Here is a 17,886-nt window from a genome sequence, read left to right on the forward strand (position 1 = left end):
CGGCCGAGTGTTGGCAGGGGCGTTTGGCGGGGGTGTTCGGTAGGGGTGTTCGCTAGGGGTTTTTGGTAGGGCGCTCGTCCAGGTGACGAAGTTATCCACAGGCGGTGGATAGTCCACAGGGCTCAGCGGGCTCGGCCCGGCGGAGGCAGTCTGGCTCTGCGGCGATCACGGCACACACGGTCGCCGCGGCAGACGCAGCCGTACGGGACGAGCCCGTAGGCATGTCCGCCCGGGCCCCGGGGGCTGGGCGAGGGAGGGGTTCGTGATGAACGAGACGATCATCTGCGCCGTGGGGAACGTGGCGACGCAGCCGGTGTTCAGGGAGCTGGGGACGGGGTCTTCGGCGCGGTTCCGGCTGGCGGTGACCTCGCGTTATCTGGACCGCGAGAAGAACGAGTGGACCGACGGCCACACCAACTTCTTCACGGTGTGGGCGAAGCGGCAGCTCGCCCTGAACGTGTCGGCGTCGCTCAACGTCGGCGATCCCGTCATCGTGCAGGGCAGGCTCAAGGTGCGATCGGAGGTGCGCGAGGGGCAGAACTGGACGTCGGCGGACCTCGATGCGGTGGCGATCGGCCACGACCTCACCCGGGGGACCTCCGCATTCCGGCGCACGGGCAGGCCGGAGGCGGGTGCGACCGCCGCGGCTCAGCAACAGCCGGAGCCCAACTGGGAAAGTCCGCCAGGGGATTCGGACGGGGCCTCGGCCCAACAGGTCCCGGAGCCAGCGGCGGTGACGTGATGTCACTCCCTGCCCCGAGCTGACCGTACTGCGGCTTATCGGCGAATGCGTTCCGAGCGATCCGGTGGATTTGTCGATAAGCCCTGCTCACGTGCCGTGTTGGCGATAACGATTCCGATTCGGATCGCTTGTCCGACGGTATGACCGGCAAGCGCGGTGCGCCGCGTCCTTAGGATGCCGGGCATAGCTCTCGGGGCTTCTGATTCTGCAGGTGGGACCACACCCCCACGTCAATGGTCCTGCTCGAAGGGGAATTTGGTGCTTTCTTCTTTCTCCGCGTGGTCCGCACGCAGGCGGGGGCCCGCCCGCCTCGCCGCCGCGGCGTTGGTGTCCGGTCTCGTGGCCGTCGGTGTGTTCGCCGGTGCCGGAACGGCCGCGGCGGACACGCAGCAGACGACACAGAGCCAGGGCGGGGCGACCGCCACCATAGGTGCGCTCAAGACGTTCGGCGCCGCCGTGATCCACGACACCGGCGGGGACGAGCAGGTCTCGGCGGGTCTCTTCGAGATGTCCGTCGATGGCGGCGGCACCCTGCAGACGTACTGCGTCGACCTCCACAACCCCACCCAGCGGGACGCCAAGTACCACGAGGCCGCCTGGAGCGGCACCTCGCTGGGGACCAACAGCGACGCCGGCAAGATCCGTTGGATCCTGCAGAACTCCTACCCGCAGGTCAACGACCTCGCGACGCTGGCGGCTAAGGCCGGCGTCAAGGGCGGCCTGACCGAGCAGGACGCGGCGGCCGGCACGCAGGTGGCGATCTGGCGCTACTCGGACGGGGCCGACGTCGATGCCGTCGACCCGCAGGCCGAGCGGCTCGCGGACTATCTCCAGAAGAGCGCCGTCGCCCTGCCGGAGCCCGGGGCGTCGCTGACGCTCAGCCCGTCCGCGGTCTCCGGTCGCCCCGGCGAGCTGCTCGGTCCGGTGACCGTGCACACCAACGCGGACGGCGTGGCCGTGGCGCCGCCGGCGGACGCGGCGACCAGCGGGGTGCGGATCGTCGGCAAGGACGGCAAGCCGATCACCTCCGCGGTGAACGGCAGCCAGATCTTCTTCGACGTGCCCGAGGACGCCCCCGCAGGATCGGCCGAGATCACCGTGCAGGCCTCGACCACCGTGCCGGTTGGCCGCGCCTTCACCTCGGAGACCCGTAGCCAGACGCAGATCCTGGCCGGCTCCAGCGAGTCGACGGTCTCGGCACCCGCGAGCGCGACCTGGTCGCAGACGGGGGCGATACCGGCACTGTCGGCGGTGAAGAACTGCACCAAGGGCGGCCTGGACATCACCGCTGCGAACACGGGCGACGTGGCGTTCACCTTCGAGCTGATGGGGGCCGGGTACAGCATCCCGGCGGGGGAGTCCCGCACGGTGACGATCCCGCTGCGCGAGGACCAGGCGTACGACTTCACGATCAAGGGACCCGGCGGCCTCGGGAAGCGATTCGCCGGCGTGCTCGACTGCCAGACCCAGGGCACCGAGAGCGGCGACGCGACCCAGATCCTCAGCGCACCGAGCCCCGCGACGGTGGGCGGCACCGCGGACGACACCAACCTCGCCGCGACCGGCGGTTCCAGCACCACCCCGCTGATCGCGGCCATCGCCATCGCCTTCGTGCTGATCGGCGGCGCGGCGCTGGTGTTCCTGGGCAAGAAGAACGCACCGACGCAGGACTGAGCGGACGGCAGACACGGGTCCGCTGCCGCTCCGGGGGCATGGGTCCGCTGCCGCTCCGAGGCACAGGTCCTCCGTCGTTCTGGCCACTTGGGTCGACGATCGCCTGCGGCGCACGGGTCGCCGTCGGTCTGCGGGCAAGGGCCGCCGATCGCCTGCGGCGGCGCGGTCTACGCTCGCCTGTGGCGGCGCGGGCCCTCTGTGGCTCTAGGGGCACGGTCCCCGGTTCGTCTGCGGCGAGACGGGCCGCCGATCGCCTGCACCGGCACGGTCCTGGTTCGTTTGCGGCGGCGCTGTCTTCGTTCGCCTGTCGCGGCGCGGCCCTCCGTTGCTCCGGCGGCACGGTCCTCGTGCGTCCCCGGCAGCACGGGTCGCCGCGCGCCCGCGGGGGCGCCGTCCTCGTTCGTCTACGGCGGCACGGTTCCCGGTCGCCTACGGCCGCGCGGGTCCTCGAGCGATCCGGCCGTCGGGGCCCCGGACGGACCGTCCGGCGGGCAGGATGGGTTCATGGTCAATCCGGACGCACCGCCGACGCCTCGTGACGCCTCGGGTTCCGTTCTGTCCCTGTGGTCGAAGGACTCGGTCCTGTCGATCGGGTCGGTGGGATCGGTGCTCTCGATCGGCTCCGTCGGCTCTGCCCTGTCCGTCGGCTCGTTCGGCAGCGCCCTGTCCGCCGGATCGATCGGCTCGGCGCTCTCACTGATCTCGGCCGGCTCCTGGCTGAGCACGGGATCAGTGCTGTCCGCGCAGTCACGGTGGTCGGTACTGTCCTGGCGCTCCTCGCGCGAAGTCTGGTCGGCCGGGGCGGTGGGGGCGGCCCTGGCGGCCCTGCTCCTGGCCCAGAAGTCGCCGAGAAGGAGCACCGGCCACCGACCGTGACGGCCGCGCTACCGCCACCGACGGTGGAAGCGCAGGTCAGCGCCCTACCGCCATACGGGTTTCCTTCACAGGGTGGACGTCAGGCAAGATGGGGTGTATCTGCCCACTGCCAGATTTCAAGCTGCCGGACGGTTTCTCTTGGCTGAGTTCATTTACACCATGCGCAAGGCGCGCAAGGCGCACGGCGACAAGGTGATTCTCGACGACGTCACCCTGAACTTCCTCCCGGGTGCCAAGATCGGCGTCGTCGGTCCGAACGGTGCCGGTAAGTCGACCGTGCTGAAGATCATGGCGGGGCTGGAGCAGCCGTCGAACGGCGACGCCTTCATCTCGCCCGGTTACAGCGTCGGCATCCTGATGCAGGAACCCACGCTGACCGAGGAGAAGACCGTCCTGGAGAACGTCCAGGAGGGTGTCGCCGAGGTCAAGGGCAAGCTCGACCGGTTCAACGAGATCGCCGAGCTGATGGCCACCGACTACTCCGACGCGCTGCTCGAGGAGATGGGCAAGCTCCAGGAGGACCTCGACCACTCCAACGCGTGGGACCTCGACGCTCAGCTCGAGCAGGCCATGGACGCGCTCGGCTGCCCGCCCGGCGACTGGCCGGTCACCACCCTCTCCGGTGGTGAGAAGCGCCGCGTCGCGCTCTGCAAGCTGCTGCTCGAAGCCCCTGACCTGCTGCTCCTCGACGAGCCCACCAACCACCTCGACGCCGAGTCCGTGAACTGGCTGGAGCAGCACCTCGCCAAGTACGCGGGCACCGTCGTGGCCATCACCCACGACCGGTACTTCCTCGACAACGTGGCCGAGTGGATCCTCGAACTCGACCGCGGTCGCGCGTACCCGTACGAGGGCAACTACTCCACGTACCTGGAGACCAAGCAGACCCGTCTCAAGGTCGAGGGTCAGAAGGACGCCAAGCGCGCCAAGCGGCTCAAGGAAGAACTCGACTGGGTGCGGTCCAACGCCAAGGGCCGGCAGGCCAAGTCCAAGGCGCGTCTGGCCCGGTACGAGGAGATGGCCGCCGAGGCCGAGAAGATGCGGAAGCTGGACTTCGAGGAGATCCAGATCCCGCCGGGCCCGCGGCTCGGCAGCATCGTCGTCGAGGTCAACAACCTCAACAAGGCCTTCGGCGACAAGGTCCTCATCGACGACCTGAGCTTCACGCTGCCGCGTAACGGCATCGTCGGCGTCATCGGCCCGAACGGCGCCGGCAAGACCACCCTCTTCAAGATGATCCAGGGGCTCGAGGACCCCGACTCCGGCAGCATCAAGGTCGGCGAGACCGTCAAGATCTCGTACGTCGACCAGAGCCGCGAGAACATCGACCCGAAGAAGACCCTCTGGGCGGTCGTCTCCGACGAGCTCGACTACATCAACGTCGGCCAGGTCGAGATGCCGTCGCGTGCGTACGTCTCCGCCTTCGGCTTCAAGGGCCCCGACCAGCAGAAGCCGGCCGGCGTGCTCTCCGGCGGTGAGCGCAACCGCCTCAACCTCGCGCTCACCCTCAAGCTCGGCGGCAACCTGCTGCTCCTCGACGAGCCGACGAACGACCTGGACGTCGAGACCCTCAGCAGCCTGGAGAACGCGCTGCTGGAGTTCCCCGGCTGCGCCGTGGTCGTCTCCCACGACCGGTGGTTCCTGGACCGGGTCGCCACCCACATCCTCGCCTACGAGGGCGAGTCCAAGTGGTTCTGGTTCGAGGGCAACTTCGAGTCGTACGAGAAGAACAAGATCGAGCGGCTCGGTGCGGACGCGGCGCGTCCGCACCGTGCCACCTACAAGAAGCTGACCCGGGGCTGATCGATCTTGCGGCACATCTACCGCTGCCCGCTGCGCTGGGCGGACATGGACGCGTACGGCCACGTCAACAACGTGGTCTTCCTCCGCTACCTGGAGGAAGCCCGTATCGACTTCCTGTTCCGCCCGGACAAGGATTTCCAGCAGGGGTCCGTGGTGGCGCGCCATGAGATCGACTACAAGCGGCAGCTCGTCCACCGGCACGCGCCCGTGGACATCGAGCTGTGGGTCACCCAGATCAGGGCGGCGTCCTTCACCATCACCTACGAGGTGAAGGACGGCGACCAGGTCTACGTCCGGGCGTCGACGGTGATAGTGCCGTTCGACTTCGAGGCCCAGCGTCCGCGGCGGATCACCGCGGAGGAACGGGACTTCCTCGAGGAGTACCGGGACGACGACAAGGAGGAGGCCGTCGCCGCATGACGGTGCTCCATCTCGCCGACGAGGGGGAGGCGGCCGACCTCGCTGCCTTCCTCTCCCGGCTGATCCACTACGACCGTTCGGCGGCGGTACGGCTGCAGGCCGCCGGGACCGCGCTCGCCGTCTTCGGGCGGCCGCCGTCCTTCGAGGTGCTGGCGGTCCGCGCGGTGCGGCTCGCGAAGCCGTACGAGAACGGGCTCGACGTCACGCTGGACGTGACCGTCTCCGCCGGTGAACTCCTGGAGTCCGTCGACGAGTCGGCGGCGACGGCGCAGGTGCCGGCTGCGGTGACGGGGCCGCCGTGGGCCGGGGTGCTGCCGCCACGCGGCGGCTGGCGTGCCGAGTCCGGGCTGCCGGCGCCGAATGCGCTGCATGCCACCGTCCGCGCGGCGGTCGCCGAATTCCGGTCCCGTACGCAGGAGTTGCCTGAAGAGCGGCGTACGCGCGCCGAACTCGACCGGATCGGGCGGGAGATCTGGTCCCGGACGGTCGGGGACACGCGTCTTCCGGTACGGGTCGCGCACGCGGCGCAGTCGCTGGGCTTCCTCCGGGCCGATGTGCCCGTGGACCTGTTCTCGTCCGGGGCGTGGCTGCGGTTGCGTACGCCCTTCGGGTCTGTCGCCGTGCGGCGGGCGGGACTCGGGGCGCTGGACGTCAGCGTCCGCTGAAGTCTTCCCGCGGCGCGGGCCGTCAGTCGTGGTCGCTGTCGTCCGGCCATACGCCTATGTGGTCCGGCTCCAGTTCCAGGGCGACCCGGTCGCGCATGCCCAGGGTCTGCGTGTACTCGGCGGGGAGCTGGAGGCGGCCCGCGCGGTCGAGCATGGCGTATTCGCGTGCCACCACCGTCTCGCGGCCCGTCGCCTCGTCGACCTCGCTGCGGCGCAGGACCTCCGTGGAGGTGCGGCCGTCGCGGATGGCCACCGTGCGGCGGACCTCGCCGGCCACGGCCTGGTCGTGGGTGACGATCACGACGGTCGTGCCCAGCTGTTCGTTCGCGGTGCGGAAGGCGGCGAAGACCTGCTCCGCGGTGTGGGAGTCGAGTTCGCCGGTGGGTTCGTCCGCGAGCAGGACGGCGGGGTTGTTGGCGAGGGCGACGGCGATGGCCGCGCGTTGCTGCTGGCCGCCGGACATCTGGTGGGGGCGGCGGTCCCGGCAGTCGGGGATGTCCAGCAACTCCATCAGGTGCAGGGCGCGTTCGATCTGCTCGCGGCGTGACTTCCTGGGGTGAGCGGCCGTCGCCCGGCCGGTGAGCTGCATCGGGAGGGCGATGTTCTGGGCCGCGGTGAGGTAGGGCAGGAGGTTGCGGGAGGTCTGCTGCCAGACGAAGCCGACGGTGGTGCGGCGGTAGCCGAGGCGGTCCTTCGCGGTCATCGTGAGCAGGTCGCGGCCGGCTACGCGGGCCGCGCCCGCGGTGGGGCTGTCCAGGCCGGCGAGGATGTTCATGAGGGTGGACTTGCCACTGCCGGACGCGCCGACGAGGGCCATGAGTTCGCCCTCCCGGACCAGGAGGTCCAGGCCCTGGAGGGCCTGGACCTCAATGCCGTCCGTGGTGAAGATGCGGACCAGGCGGTCGCAGGTGATGAGGGCGTCGTGGCCGTAGGTGGGGCGGCTGCGGGCCGCGTCGGCCCGGGCGGCAAGGTCCGCCAGGGTGGGGTTGCTCGTGGTCATCGGAGGTCTCCTGCGGGGGTTGCCTGCTGGGGGAGTCGTTGACGCCGGCCCTGGGCGGGGCGCTGCCGGGGCGGGGAGCGCAGCCCGGCGGCGGGGTGCCGCCGCGAGGTGGCGGTGCGGCTGCCGTGGGAAGCCGTGCGAGAGCTCATCGCGTATCGCCCGCCCTCAGCTCCGCCACGGCCCCCCGCCGCCCCGTCCACCAGGCCTGTACCGCCGCGACTCCCACCGTCAGCAGGACGATCGCGGTCGCCGGGACCGCCAGGGACAGGGCGTCGGTGTGCAAGGCGGCTTCCTGCGTGGGGGATTGGGCCGTGGCCAGGGCGATGGCCGTCAGGTCGACGCCCGGGGACAGGAGGCGGATCGTGGCCCAGCCCGTCAGGGCGCCGCCCGCTGCCGCCAGCGCCGCCTGGGGGAGGGACTCCAGGATCAGGAGGCGACGCCCCTGCGGGCGGGTCAGGCCCATGGTGCGCAGGCGGGCCAGGAGCGCCGCGCGTTCGGGGGCGGTGCGGAGCAGGGAGAGGAGCAGCGCCAGGACGGCGTAACCGGCGCCGGCCGCCACCGCCGCGGTGTAGACGCGTTCGGCGCCCGACTGGAGGGGGGAGTCGACGTAGTTCGCCCGTTCCTCGGAGCGGAGTTGTACGTCCGCGGAGGCCGGGGCGACGCCGCGGAGGCCGGGTCCGTCGAGGTGGGTGCCGGTGAGCAGCAGTGCCGTCGGGCGGGATGCCGGGCCGGTCAGGCCGGCGCGGTCCACCACCAGGAAGTTGTCGCCGGTCACGGCGGGCGTGCGGGCCCGTACGGCCGCGATGCGGACGGAGATCGACGTGCCGTCCTCCAGGCGTACGGGGAAGGGCCGGGTGCCGTACGTCCTGGCGGTCGTGGGGGAGGCCAGCGCCGGGAGGGCGTCGCCGGCGCCCCGTCGCTTCAACTCACCTGCGGAGAAGGGGCCGATGCGGGTCGCGCGGGCCAACTCGGCGTAACGCGACGGGTCTACGCCCGCCAGTGGGACCGACTGGGTCAGGTCGGTCGGCCTTGCCTGGTACGTGATGCTCACCGGCGTCACGGCCCGTACGCCGGGTGTGCGGCGGATCCGGCCCGGCAGATCCGACGGCAACGCGCCCGTCGCCTCGATGCGCGCGTCGGCGCCGACCGTGAGAAGGGCCGCCTGGTCGCGTGCCTCGTGGACGCCCGCCAGGACCGAGCCGCCGAAGGCCGCCGTGGTGAGGGCGGTGAGCAGGGCCAGGAGGGGCAGGACCGCGGAGGCGGAGGTGCGGCCCGCGCGGGCCAGCGACAGGTGGCCGATCGCGCCGCGCAGACGGGCGGCCGGGCGGGCCAGGCCGCGCAGCGGGAAGGGGTAGAGGCGGACCAGCAGCAGGGCCGCGGCCACCCCTGTCAACACCGGCGCCAGGGAGGTCAGTTGGTCGCCCGACGCGCCCTGCCGGCGCAGGGTCTCCACCGCGCCCAGGGCCACGACGACCAAGGTGAGCTCCGCGACCGTACGGCGCCGGGAGGGCCGTACCGATGTCACGTCCGCGCGCGCGCCGTGCAGCCGCACCACCCGGTGGGCGGCCGCTGCCCGCAGGGGCAGGGCCGTGCAGGCGACCGCCGTGACCGTCGCCGCCGCCGCGACGGCGTAGGCGGCGCGCTCGCCCGGGAGTGCGAGCAGGGCCGCGCCGAGGCCCAGCGCTCCCGCGGGCAGGGCGACCACCGCCGTCTCGGCGGACAGGCGGCCCGTGAGGCCTCGCAGGGACGCGCCACGGGCGCGCAGCAGGGCGAGTTCGGTCCGGCGGCGGTCGGCGGCGAGGCCGCCCGCCAGCAGCAGGACGACGGCGGCCACGGTTCCGGTGCCGAAGGCGGCGACGGCGACCAGCGGGCGTACGCCGCCGCGGAGTTGCGTGAAAGCGGTCAGCACGTCGTCGAGGCCGGTGGTCACCGTCGTGGACGGGTCGGTCGCCGACCGCATCCTGTCCAGGGCCGGCCCTGCCTGCAAAGAGGCGATCGCCGACTTCAGGCGGTCCGCCTCATGGCCGTGGAGCACGGCGGGCGAGGGCGCCAACTGCCAGTAGCGCCACAGGTTTACGGGGGTGCCCAGCAGCGCCGGGGCGGCCTCGGGGGCGAGCAGCAGGGTGGCGCGCCAGTACTTGTCGTGGTCGGGGCCCGGCGCCAGGACCAGGCTCGGGCTGCGCAGCAGGGGCTCGGTGGACCAGTAGGCGCCGTCGGGGTCGCGCGGGGCGACGATGCCGGTGACCCGGACGGCGAGCGGGGGGCGTTCCACGCCGGGCACATGGACGACCGAACCGGGCTTGAGGTGCAGGCTCTTGGCGGTCTCCAGGGTGACGGCGGCCTCCACCTCGGCCGTCGCGGCGGTGACGTGGCGGCCGGCGCGCGGCAGGCGTCCGGTGCGGACCGTGGCGTGCTGCGCCAGCCCGTGCTGTGCGGCGAGGGTGAGCTGCGGCGGCAGCCCGCTCGGCCGCGGCAGCCAGGGGTCCGGTGCCGGCAGCGAGCCGGCGGTGCGCACCCCGTACGTCGACTGGCCGGGATCGACGGCGAGCGGGTGCGGGACGCCGGCGAGGACCTGCGTGTACTGCCCGCCGAGCGCGCCGGGGCGCAGCGCCTCCTCGCGCTGCTCCTGGGGCATGAGCAGGCCGGGCTGCTCGGCCGACACGTCCAGGCTGGTGCTCGCGGGCCGCGCCCGCTCCACGGCCCGGCGCAGACCGGCGTCCTCGTACCGGTCGACGGCCCGCGGGAACGCGGCCGCGAGACAGGCGGTCAGCGCCACGAGCACCGCCAGCGCACAGGCGGCACCGGGCGCGGCGCGCAGCCGCGTCCGGATCCATGGAGCCCGCACCGGGTTCATCCCGCTCATCCCGCTCACCCCCTCACTCCCCCTGCTCCCGCAGCGACACCGCCGGGTCACCCCGCCGGAGCGCCGGCACCGCCGTCACGAGCAGCGGTGTCAGGGCCACCGCCGCCAGCAGCAGGGCCACGTCCGGCACGGGGAGTTCGACCAGCACCCGCGGCACCGGGCGCGTGGCCTGCGCCGTCAGCACGATCAGCGGGATCACCGCCCGGGTCAGCACCGTGCCCAGCGCGGTGCCCACCACCAGGGCGAGCGCCACCAGGACGCCCTGCTCGACGGCGATCATGCGGGCCAGCCGGCGGCGCGGGGCGCCCAGGGCCCGTAGCACCGCCAGTTCGGCGCCCCGCTCCCGCAGTGAACCCGCCGCGCTCACCGCGAAGCCGACCGCGGCCAGTGCCGCCGCGACCCCGGCCGCCGCCGCGAACGCCGCCTCGGGGCCCGCGCCGAACGGGTCGTCCCGCAACTGCGCGGCCGTCTCGTCCCGCACCAGGACCTGCGACGGGTCGAGGTCGGGGAACGCGCGCAGGGCCGCGGCGACGCGGGCACTCTCGCCGGGATCGGTCCGCAGCCACCATTCCGTGGGCGTGATACTCGTCCCGTGCCGGGTCTCCAGCACGCGGTTCACGGACCGCAGATCGACCAGCAGACCGCCCCCGTTCGAGGAGCCGGTCGTCGGCAACTCCCGTACGGCGCGCACGATGTGCACCGGCACGCTCTCCCCGCCGACCGTCACGTCCAGCCGCTGCCCGGCGCGTGCCCCCGCCGACGTGAGGAACCGGTCGGTCGCCACCGCCGTGATCCCGGCCGGCGTGGGCTGCCGTACCTGCATCCGCACCGTCAGTGCCGGGGCGGCCCAGGTCTCGTCGGCCGGCACGTACCCGGTGCCGTAGGAGAAGGTCGGCGGCCCCGACGAACTCATGCCGAGCTTGGCGGGGTTGGTCTCCTCGTCCGGTGACGCGGTCTGCCCGTCGGTGCTCACGGAGGCCTTCCAGGAGACCGGCAGCGCCACCTTCCGCGCGGCGCCGTCCGTCCCCGTCGCCGTCAACCCGGAGAAGCGGAGCCGGTGTTGCTCGGGGTCCTTGATCGGCTGCGGCATCACCAGCTGCACGGCGGTGAGGGTCAGCGGTCCGCCGGACACGGGCACGTCCAGGGCGTGCGGCCGTCCGTCGGAGGGCAGTTGACCGGCCGGTACGTCGTACGGCGTCCCGTACGCGTCCTCCAGCGTGGCCGTCACGTCCGCCGTCGAGCCCGCGCCCGCCGAGCTGTGCAGGGACGCCGTCAGCCGCAGCCGGGTGGTGTGCGCGGGCACCTTCGCCCCGGCCGTCCGCCCCTTCGGGCCGAGCGCCGTGAGCAGCGGCCCTACGGATTGCGGCGCGAGGTCCCGGCGCATCAGCATCGTGTCCGCCGCGTGCGCGGTGTCCAGGGCCAGCAGCGTGGCCGTCCGGCTGCCGGCCAATGGGAGGTCGGTCCGCAGGACCGGCGCCGCCTGCCGCACGTGGGGGACGGCCGCGTACCTGTCCGTGCGCCCGAGCCCGCCCACCCCCTCGGCGAGGACACGCACCGGCGCCCCCGCCGCGAAGTCCGCCTGGTCGTCCTGCGAGCGGTCCCAGGAGGCGCCCTGCCCGATCGCGAGCATGCCGAGCGCGACGGCGAGGACCAGCAGCAGCACCGGGCCCGCACCGCGCATCGGGCGGCGGCTCAGCTGCCAGCCCGCCAGCGCCGCGGTCAGCCCGCGGCCGGCGGCCGCGCGGCGCTCGGCCAGCCGCGCCACCAGGGGCAGCAGCCGCAGGGTCACCACCGTGCCGGCGAGCAGCGCGAGGGCGGGCGCGGCGACCAGGAGCGGGTCGATGCCGAGGGTGCCGATGGGGGTCCCCCCGCTCGAGCGAATGTCGCCGGTCACCGCGCCCGACGTGTGCCGGCCGAGCTCCCAGTACGCCACCGCGGCCACCGCCAGCAGGCCCAGGTCCGCGCCCGCGCGCACCGGGGCGGGCAGGGCGTGGGCCCGGACCGGGCCGAAGCCCTCCACGGTCAGTGCGGGCAGCGTCACCGCCAGGGCGCACCCCAGCGCCACGCACGCGGCCACCAGCCACACCCCGGGCCGCCCCTCGGCGGGCACGTCCAGCCGCAGTCCGATCCGGGCCAGCGCACCGTGCCCGGCCAGCAGCCGGGTGAGCGGGCCCGACAGCAGGGGCGCGCAGACCACCGCGGGCACCGCCAGGAACAGCGCCTCCAGGGCGGCGAGCGCCGCGACCCGGGCGCGGGAGGCGCCGCGCGCCCGCAACAGCCGTACCTCGCCCGCGCGTTCGGCGCTCAGCAGCCGTGCCACCAGCAGCAGCGCACTGCCCGCGAGCAGCGCCAGCTGCAGCGCGACGATCAGCAGGGTGGAGCGGGAGACGAGCAGCGAGCGCTCGATCCGCCCGAGGACGTCGGGCAGGGAGGTGCTCGCGACCGTCGTGCCGCTCAGCGCGTGCCGCCCGCGCAGCGACGCGCTGCCCGCGCCGGCCGTCTCGCGCAGCTCACCGATCCGCCCGGTCGTCAGCGTCGAGAAGTCGGCCGTCGCCAGCCACGCGGACTGGCCGGCGCTCACCCGGCCGCCGCCGAGGACACCGGGGGCGGCGAGCAGCGGGCCGTACGTCGTGAAGCCGACCGTCTCGACGCCGCGGCCGCCCAGGTCGTCCAGCCGCCAGTAGGGCGCGTCCGGCCGGGCGGGCCGGTAGAGGCCGGTGAGCGTGACGCGCACCTTCGGGCCGCCGAGCCGGTCGGCGAGGGTGAGCCGGGCGCCGGGCTTCAGCCCGAGCCGCCGGGCGGCCGTCTCCGGGAGGGCGGCCTCGATACCGGTGCCGTCCCGTGGCGCCCGTCCCACGACGATGCGCACCTGCGTCGGGTCCAGCGCCGCGAGATACGTCAGGTCCGGTTCCCCGGACCGCTCGGCGGGCGGCTGGAGCGAGCGCGGAAGTCCGTACGGGCCCGAGCGCACCAGGGTCCGCACGGTCACCGGCAGCCCGTCGAACGTCCGCCGCGCGCCCTGCCGTACGGCGCTGTCGGCGGCCGCGCGCCCGCCGGCCGGCACGTCCGCCTTGACGATCAGGGCGCTGTCGGCGGCGATCTCGGGAGAGCGCAGCGAGTGGCGCAGGGCGGCGTCGCCGATCGCACCCGAGTAGGCGGTGAGCGTGGCCAGGACGGCGGTGGTCAGCAGGACGGTGAGCAGCGCGGCCGCGAGCAGGAGACGATGGGCGCGAGCCCGTAGCAGGACGAACCGTGCCACCGCACCGAACGCCGTCACGCCCAACCCCCGTGGTTGTCCAGACCTCCGGGCGATGCTGTCAGAGGGGGCGGCTCACGGGTAAGCGCTTGTACGGCGGGCTTGACCGGATCGTGACCGGATTCCGGCGTACTGCGACCGGAATCCGCACGTCATACGGTCACGGTCAGTCCGGAGTGTTGATCATCGACGCCGCGGCGTACGTCAGGTAGTTCCACAGCTGGGTCGCGTGCTCCTCGGACAGGCCCAGGTCGTCGACCGCGTCGCGCATGTGGCGCAGCCAGGCGTCGTGCGCCTCGCGGTTCACCGTGAAAGGGACGTGGCGCATGCGCAGCCGGGGGTGACCGCGGTTGTCGCTGTACGTCGTCGGGCCGCCCCAGTACTGGATCAGGAACAGGGTCAGGCGCTCCTCGGCCGGGCCGAGGTCCTCCTCGGGGTACATGGGCCGCAGGACCGGGTCCTCCGCCACGCCCTCGTAGAACCGGTGGACCAGGCGGCGGAAGGTCTCCTCCCCGCCAACCTGCTCGTAGAAGGTCTGCTCCTGCACCGTGCCGCGCCGAATCTCATTCACCCGTCCATGCTCTCAGACGGCGGGAACCAGGACTTGAGGCCTAGGGCCTGTCCTTCGGATCAGGCCCTGGGTCCCTCGCGAAACGCCGGATTCCGGATCGGGCCGCTCCGGCGCTCGCCTCGTGCCCCGGGTCGCAGGACAGTGGACGTATGGGCGCGCATGCTCTCGACGAGAGCGACAAGGACCTCGCCGACCTCGCGGCCTCGGCGCGGGCGGAGCTCGTGCGGGAGATCGAGGCGGCCGGGGCCTGGGCGGACGACCCGGTGTGGCGGGAGGCGTTCGCGGCGGTCCCGCGCCATCTCTTCGTGCCGTACTACTACGTCGGCGTCGTCGGCGGCTACGAACGGCGCTGGGGCGAGAGCCCCGATCCGCGCACCCGGGAGAAGTGGATGCGCGGCGCCTACGCGGACGCCCCGCTGGCCACCCGGCTGCGCGACGGCGAGCTGCTCTCCTCCAGCAGCCAGCCGTCGCTGATGGCGATGATGCTGGCCGAGCTGCGGGTCGAGGACGGCGACCGGGTCCTGGAGATCGGCGCAGGCACCGGCTACAACGCGGCTCTGCTGGCCCACCGGCTCGGTGACGACGGCCTGGTCACCACCGTCGACCTGGAGCCGGAGATCACCGAGTCCGCCAGGCGGCACCTGGAGGCCGCCGGGCACCACCCGGCCGTCGTCACCGGCGACGGCGCGCGCGGGGTCCCCGAACGCGCGCCCTTCGACCGGATCATCGTGACCTGCGCGCTGAACTCCGTGCCGCGCGCCTGGCTCGCCCAGTGCAGCCCCGGCGCCCGCATCCTGGCGCCGTTCGCCACCGGCCTGATCGTCCTGACGGTCCGGGACGCCGGCCGCGCGGAGGGGCGCTTCCTGCACACGCCCGCCTACTTCGTTCCGCTGCGCGGCGCGGGCCGCCCCGACCGGGAGCCGGACGACCTCGCCGGGATTCCGCGCCGGGCCAAGGAGCAGGAGCGGTTCCGGTTCCTGCTCTCCCTGACCCGCGGCACCCTCGGCCCGCAGGAGGCCCTCGACCTGTGGGAGCGCGAGGACCAGCCACCGCGCGAGCGCTACGGCATCACGGTCAGCGGCGAGCGGGAGTGGGCCTGGCTGGACGACCCGGAGGGGCCTTACGTGTGGCCCCTCCCGGTCTAGCTGCCAAGACTCAGCCGCGGCGGATCGTGATCGTCGTCCAGGCGCCCACGTGCACCCGGTCGCCGTCCTGGAGCGGCACCGGCACGAAGGGCTGGATCGGCTCCTCGGAGTTGTTGACCGTGGTGCCGTTCGTCGAGTTCTGGTCGACGACCGCCCAGCTGCCGTCCGGCTGCTGGACCAGCACCGCGTGCTGGTGCGAGACGCCCGGGTCCTCCGGCGGCACGGCCAGGTCGATGTCCGGGGTGTCGCCGGTGGAGTGCCGGCGGCGCCCGATGGTGATCTGGTTGCCGCTGAGCGTGCGCTGCTGCTCGGGCGAGTACGCGGGCAGGTTCAGGCCCGCGGCCTCGGGGCCGGAGCGCTGCATCATCGCCATGAAGTACTCGCGGTCCGGGCCGATCGTCGCCAGCCAGGTGGCCGGACCGGCGGGCGGCTGCCCGTAGCCCTGGCCGGGCGGCGGGGGTGGGGCCTGGGTCGGGCCCGGCTGCTGGGGGTAGCCGTAGCCACCGCCCTGACCGGGACCACCGGGGCCACCGGGGCCTCCCGGACCGCCGGTCGGCGGGGAGATCACCCAGTCGTCCTCACCGCCGCCGAAGGACGGGCCGCCGGGCTGCGGCGGACGCCCCGTCTCCTGCGGGTATCCGGGCGGGGCCGGCGGACCGGGCTGGTGGAACGCCTGCGGCGCGCCACCGGGGGCACCGGGACCGCCGGGCGCACCCGGGCCACCGGGACCGCCATGTCCACCGGGACCGGTGGGCGGCGGCGGGACCGGGCGGGACGGGTCCTGGCCGAAGCCGGAGGGGTCCTGGCCGAAGCCGGACGGGTCGCCGAAGGGGCTGCCGGGGCCCGACGGGCCCGCGGGGTCCGAGCCGTAGGGCGGGCTCGGCGGGATCGGCTCGGCGGGACGGTTCATCTGCGACGGGCGCGAGCCCTGGTACTCGTACGAGTCACCGGCGCCGCCGTACGACGGGCCGGGGCCACCGGGACCGGGGCCACCGGGACCAGGGCCGGGACCGGGCGGCTGCTGGAAGCGCACCGCCGGGCCGGGCGCCGGCGGGCGCGGGGCGGCCGGGGTGTACGACGTCGCCGTGTTCGTCAGGAAGTTCCACCGGCACTCCTCGCAGAACGGCGCGCCGCCCTCGCGGGGCGTACGGCACTGCGGGCAGAGCTCCGGCTCGTGGTCCGGTACGGCGGACAGATGGCCACGGCCACCGGGCTGAGGGCCCTGGCCGGGCGGCGGGAAGCCGTAGCCGCCACCGGGCGGGGGCGGCGGAGGGGGCGGGGGCACGGCACCGGCCATGCGGTGACCGCAGACCTCGCACCAGTCGTCGGAACCCGACTGGTGTCCGTTCGGGCAGGTCGGCATGTCGGCGCTTCCCCCTCTCCTTTTCCGGCCTTCCGGCCGGGTTTCTCCAACCCCAGGGGGGCCGGGCTCGCTCTTTGCCAGGTCACTTCTTTACGCGAACAGTCTTTGTCGACCGGGTTTCGAGCGTCATCTCGTCGGCCTCCTCGACCTTCGCCTTCAGTCGCACAGTACCGGTCGCGGCGTCGACAACGTCCACCACCTTCGCAAGCAGTTTCGCAGTATCCGCGTTTCCGGAGACACTGGCGAGTTGAACGGCACGGCCCAGTTTGGCCGTTGCTCCGTCGAAATCTCCCGCTTTGCGTAGATCGAGCCCCTGCTGGATGGCCTGTGCCAGTTCCGCCTGCCCCGTGTAGTGGGCGACCTGAGGGTTGATCGACGTGGACGCGGCCATGTCGTCGGTCCACACGGCCCGTACGAGGCCCTGGGCGCCGAGGTTCTGCGCGCTGCCGTCGGGCTGCGGGATGACCAGCGAGACCCGGGCGGCGAGCATCTCCTGGCCGATGCCCGCGGACGGCACCTCGACGCATACGTGGTAGTCACGGGACTCGTCGCCCCAGGAGCCGGTGGGGTAGTCCCCGGCGCGCGGACCCGCCTCCGTGCGGCGGTCGGTCAACTCCTCGACGGTGGGCGCGACTTGCTTGACGAACTTGATGGCGGTGCCGACCGGCGTCCACAGCCGCAGGGTGACGTCGGCGACCTCCTTGCCCATGGCCGTCTCCATCATGTGCGTGAAGTCGGCGGCGAGGCCGGCCGGGTCGGCGACGATGTCCGCCGTGCCGAGGAGCGCCGAGGCGATCCCTGTGACTTCTTTCACTTCCCAGTCGGTGCCCACGCCCCGTGCGTCACAGGTGAACCGTCCGGCACAGGAGTCCAGGGAGGCCTTGAGGTCCTCGGGCGACTCGTGCTCGTTGCGGCCGTCGGTGAGCAGGATGCCGTGACGGATGGCGACGTCGGCGGAGGCGAGCAGGCGGTCGGCCAGGCGCAGCCAGGTGCCGATGGCCGTGCCGCCGCCCGCACTGAGCTTGCGCAGGGACTGCTTGGCCTGCTCGCGGGTGGTGGCGTCGGCGACGGCGAGGCGCCCGCCGCCCGGGTAGACCTCCTTGGCGACGTGGGTGCCGCCGATCACCGCGAAGTGCACTCCGTCGCGCAGGGTGTCGACCGCGGCGGCCGTCGCGTCCCGGGCGTTGCGCATCTTCGTCGGCGGGTAGTCCATCGAGCCGGAGCAGTCGACCATGATCGCCACGGCCGCGGACGGGCCCTGTCCCGGCGTGTAGAGGTGGGGTGCGGCCACGGCGCTGCCGACCGTGCCGCCGCCGGTGGCGGTCACCGTGACGATGGCGTTGACCTCGCGACCGCCCTCCGGCAGGTACTCGTTCTGGTACACGTCCATCGAGAACTGCGGCACGTTCGACTTCGAGAAATTGGCCATGCCTACTCAAATCCCCCTTGAAAACCTCACAGTTGTGAGGTGATTCCTGGAAGTGGACCGGTCCCCTCCGGTCCGTCGA

General features: G+C 73.2%; 13 protein-coding genes. 7 read left to right on the top strand and 6 right to left on the bottom strand.

The window, feature by feature from the left end:
- The first annotated feature begins 265 nt into the window (after positions 1 to 265).
- From ACGFYN_RS06105 to ACGFYN_RS06130, 6 genes are all read left to right on the top strand, one after another.
- The gene (locus ACGFYN_RS06105; RefSeq protein ID WP_393864548.1) at positions 266 to 742 is read left to right on the top strand and encodes a single-stranded DNA-binding protein; all 477 of its coding nucleotides are present in this window, start codon (positions 266 to 268) and stop codon (positions 740 to 742) included.
- A gap of 258 nt (positions 743 to 1,000) precedes the next feature.
- Positions 1,001 to 2,416: a Cys-Gln thioester bond-forming surface protein gene (locus tag ACGFYN_RS06110; protein ID WP_393864549.1), complete on the top strand. Its 1,416-nt coding sequence runs from the start codon at positions 1,001 to 1,003 to the stop codon at positions 2,414 to 2,416.
- Positions 2,417 to 2,920: 504 nt separating this feature from the next.
- Positions 2,921 to 3,292, top strand: coding sequence for a hypothetical protein (locus tag ACGFYN_RS06115; RefSeq protein ID WP_393864550.1), 372 nt, complete (start codon positions 2,921 to 2,923; stop codon positions 3,290 to 3,292).
- Positions 3,293 to 3,430: 138 nt separating this feature from the next.
- A complete protein-coding gene (gene ettA / locus ACGFYN_RS06120; protein ID WP_393864551.1) occupies positions 3,431 to 5,095 on the top strand; it encodes an energy-dependent translational throttle protein EttA in 1,665 nt (554 codons plus the stop codon).
- Positions 5,096 to 5,101: 6 nt separating this feature from the next.
- The gene (locus ACGFYN_RS06125) at positions 5,102 to 5,515 is read left to right on the top strand and encodes an acyl-CoA thioesterase (protein ID WP_393864552.1); all 414 of its coding nucleotides are present in this window, start codon (positions 5,102 to 5,104) and stop codon (positions 5,513 to 5,515) included.
- Entirely contained in the window at positions 5,512 to 6,180 is a 669-nt protein-coding gene (locus ACGFYN_RS06130; RefSeq protein ID WP_393864553.1) for a hypothetical protein, read from the top strand. The genes ACGFYN_RS06125 and ACGFYN_RS06130 overlap by 4 nt, the downstream gene beginning before the upstream one ends.
- A gap of 22 nt (positions 6,181 to 6,202) precedes the next feature.
- Here the strand turns inward: ACGFYN_RS06130 and ACGFYN_RS06135 are convergent, their stop codons facing one another.
- From ACGFYN_RS06135 to ACGFYN_RS06150, 4 genes are all read right to left on the bottom strand, one after another.
- Positions 6,203 to 7,180 carry an ABC transporter ATP-binding protein gene (locus ACGFYN_RS06135; RefSeq protein WP_393864554.1) on the bottom strand — a complete coding sequence of 326 codons (978 nt, stop codon included), beginning with the start codon at positions 7,178 to 7,180 and terminating at the stop codon, positions 6,203 to 6,205.
- A 145-nt stretch (positions 7,181 to 7,325) separates the two neighbouring features.
- Positions 7,326 to 10,034 carry an FtsX-like permease family protein gene (locus tag ACGFYN_RS06140; protein ID WP_393864865.1) on the bottom strand — a complete coding sequence of 903 codons (2,709 nt, stop codon included), beginning with the start codon at positions 10,032 to 10,034 and terminating at the stop codon, positions 7,326 to 7,328.
- A 22-nt stretch (positions 10,035 to 10,056) separates the two neighbouring features.
- Entirely contained in the window at positions 10,057 to 13,320 is a 3,264-nt protein-coding gene (locus tag ACGFYN_RS06145) for an FtsX-like permease family protein (RefSeq protein WP_393864555.1), read from the bottom strand.
- A 145-nt stretch (positions 13,321 to 13,465) separates the two neighbouring features.
- Positions 13,466 to 13,870 carry a globin gene (locus tag ACGFYN_RS06150; protein ID WP_393864556.1) on the bottom strand — a complete coding sequence of 135 codons (405 nt, stop codon included), beginning with the start codon at positions 13,868 to 13,870 and terminating at the stop codon, positions 13,466 to 13,468.
- A 149-nt stretch (positions 13,871 to 14,019) separates the two neighbouring features.
- On the opposite strand from ACGFYN_RS06150, the gene ACGFYN_RS06155 reads away from it, so the two are divergent.
- Positions 14,020 to 15,015 (top strand): methyltransferase domain-containing protein, encoded by a 996-nt coding sequence (locus tag ACGFYN_RS06155; protein ID WP_393864557.1) that lies wholly within the window; start codon positions 14,020 to 14,022, stop codon positions 15,013 to 15,015.
- A 10-nt stretch (positions 15,016 to 15,025) separates the two neighbouring features.
- On the opposite strand, the gene ACGFYN_RS06160 is transcribed toward ACGFYN_RS06155, so the two are convergent.
- The gene (locus ACGFYN_RS06160) at positions 15,026 to 16,378 is read right to left on the bottom strand and encodes an FHA domain-containing protein (RefSeq protein WP_393864558.1); all 1,353 of its coding nucleotides are present in this window, start codon (positions 16,376 to 16,378) and stop codon (positions 15,026 to 15,028) included.
- Between the two features lie 82 nt (positions 16,379 to 16,460).
- The gene (locus ACGFYN_RS06165; protein ID WP_393864559.1) at positions 16,461 to 17,807 is read right to left on the bottom strand and encodes a VWA domain-containing protein; all 1,347 of its coding nucleotides are present in this window, start codon (positions 17,805 to 17,807) and stop codon (positions 16,461 to 16,463) included.
- Positions 17,808 to 17,886 lie beyond the last annotated feature (79 nt).

It is taken from the genome of Streptomyces sp. NPDC048419, assembly GCF_043200415.1.
Taxonomy (GTDB): Bacteria; Actinomycetota; Actinomycetes; order Streptomycetales; family Streptomycetaceae; genus Streptomyces.

Excerpts from the sequence above, each read along its gene's own strand:
- ACGFYN_RS06105 (WP_393864548.1), top strand. The coding sequence starts at position 266 with ATGAACGAGACGATCATCTGCGCCGTGGGGAACGTGGCGACGCAGCCG.
- ACGFYN_RS06115 (WP_393864550.1), top strand. The coding sequence starts at position 2,921 with ATGGTCAATCCGGACGCACCGCCGACGCCTCGTGACGCCTCGGGTTCC.
- ACGFYN_RS06130 (WP_393864553.1), top strand. The coding sequence starts at position 5,512 with ATGACGGTGCTCCATCTCGCCGACGAGGGGGAGGCGGCCGACCTCGCT.
- ACGFYN_RS06135 (WP_393864554.1), bottom strand. The coding sequence starts at position 7,180 with ATGACCACGAGCAACCCCACCCTGGCGGACCTTGCCGCCCGGGCCGAC.
- ACGFYN_RS06140 (WP_393864865.1), bottom strand. The coding sequence starts at position 10,034 with ATGAACCCGGTGCGGGCTCCATGGATCCGGACGCGGCTGCGCGCCGCG.
- ACGFYN_RS06155 (WP_393864557.1), top strand. The coding sequence starts at position 14,020 with ATGGGCGCGCATGCTCTCGACGAGAGCGACAAGGACCTCGCCGACCTC.
- ACGFYN_RS06160 (WP_393864558.1), bottom strand. The coding sequence starts at position 16,378 with ATGCCGACCTGCCCGAACGGACACCAGTCGGGTTCCGACGACTGGTGC.
- ACGFYN_RS06165 (WP_393864559.1), bottom strand. The coding sequence starts at position 17,807 with ATGGCCAATTTCTCGAAGTCGAACGTGCCGCAGTTCTCGATGGACGTG.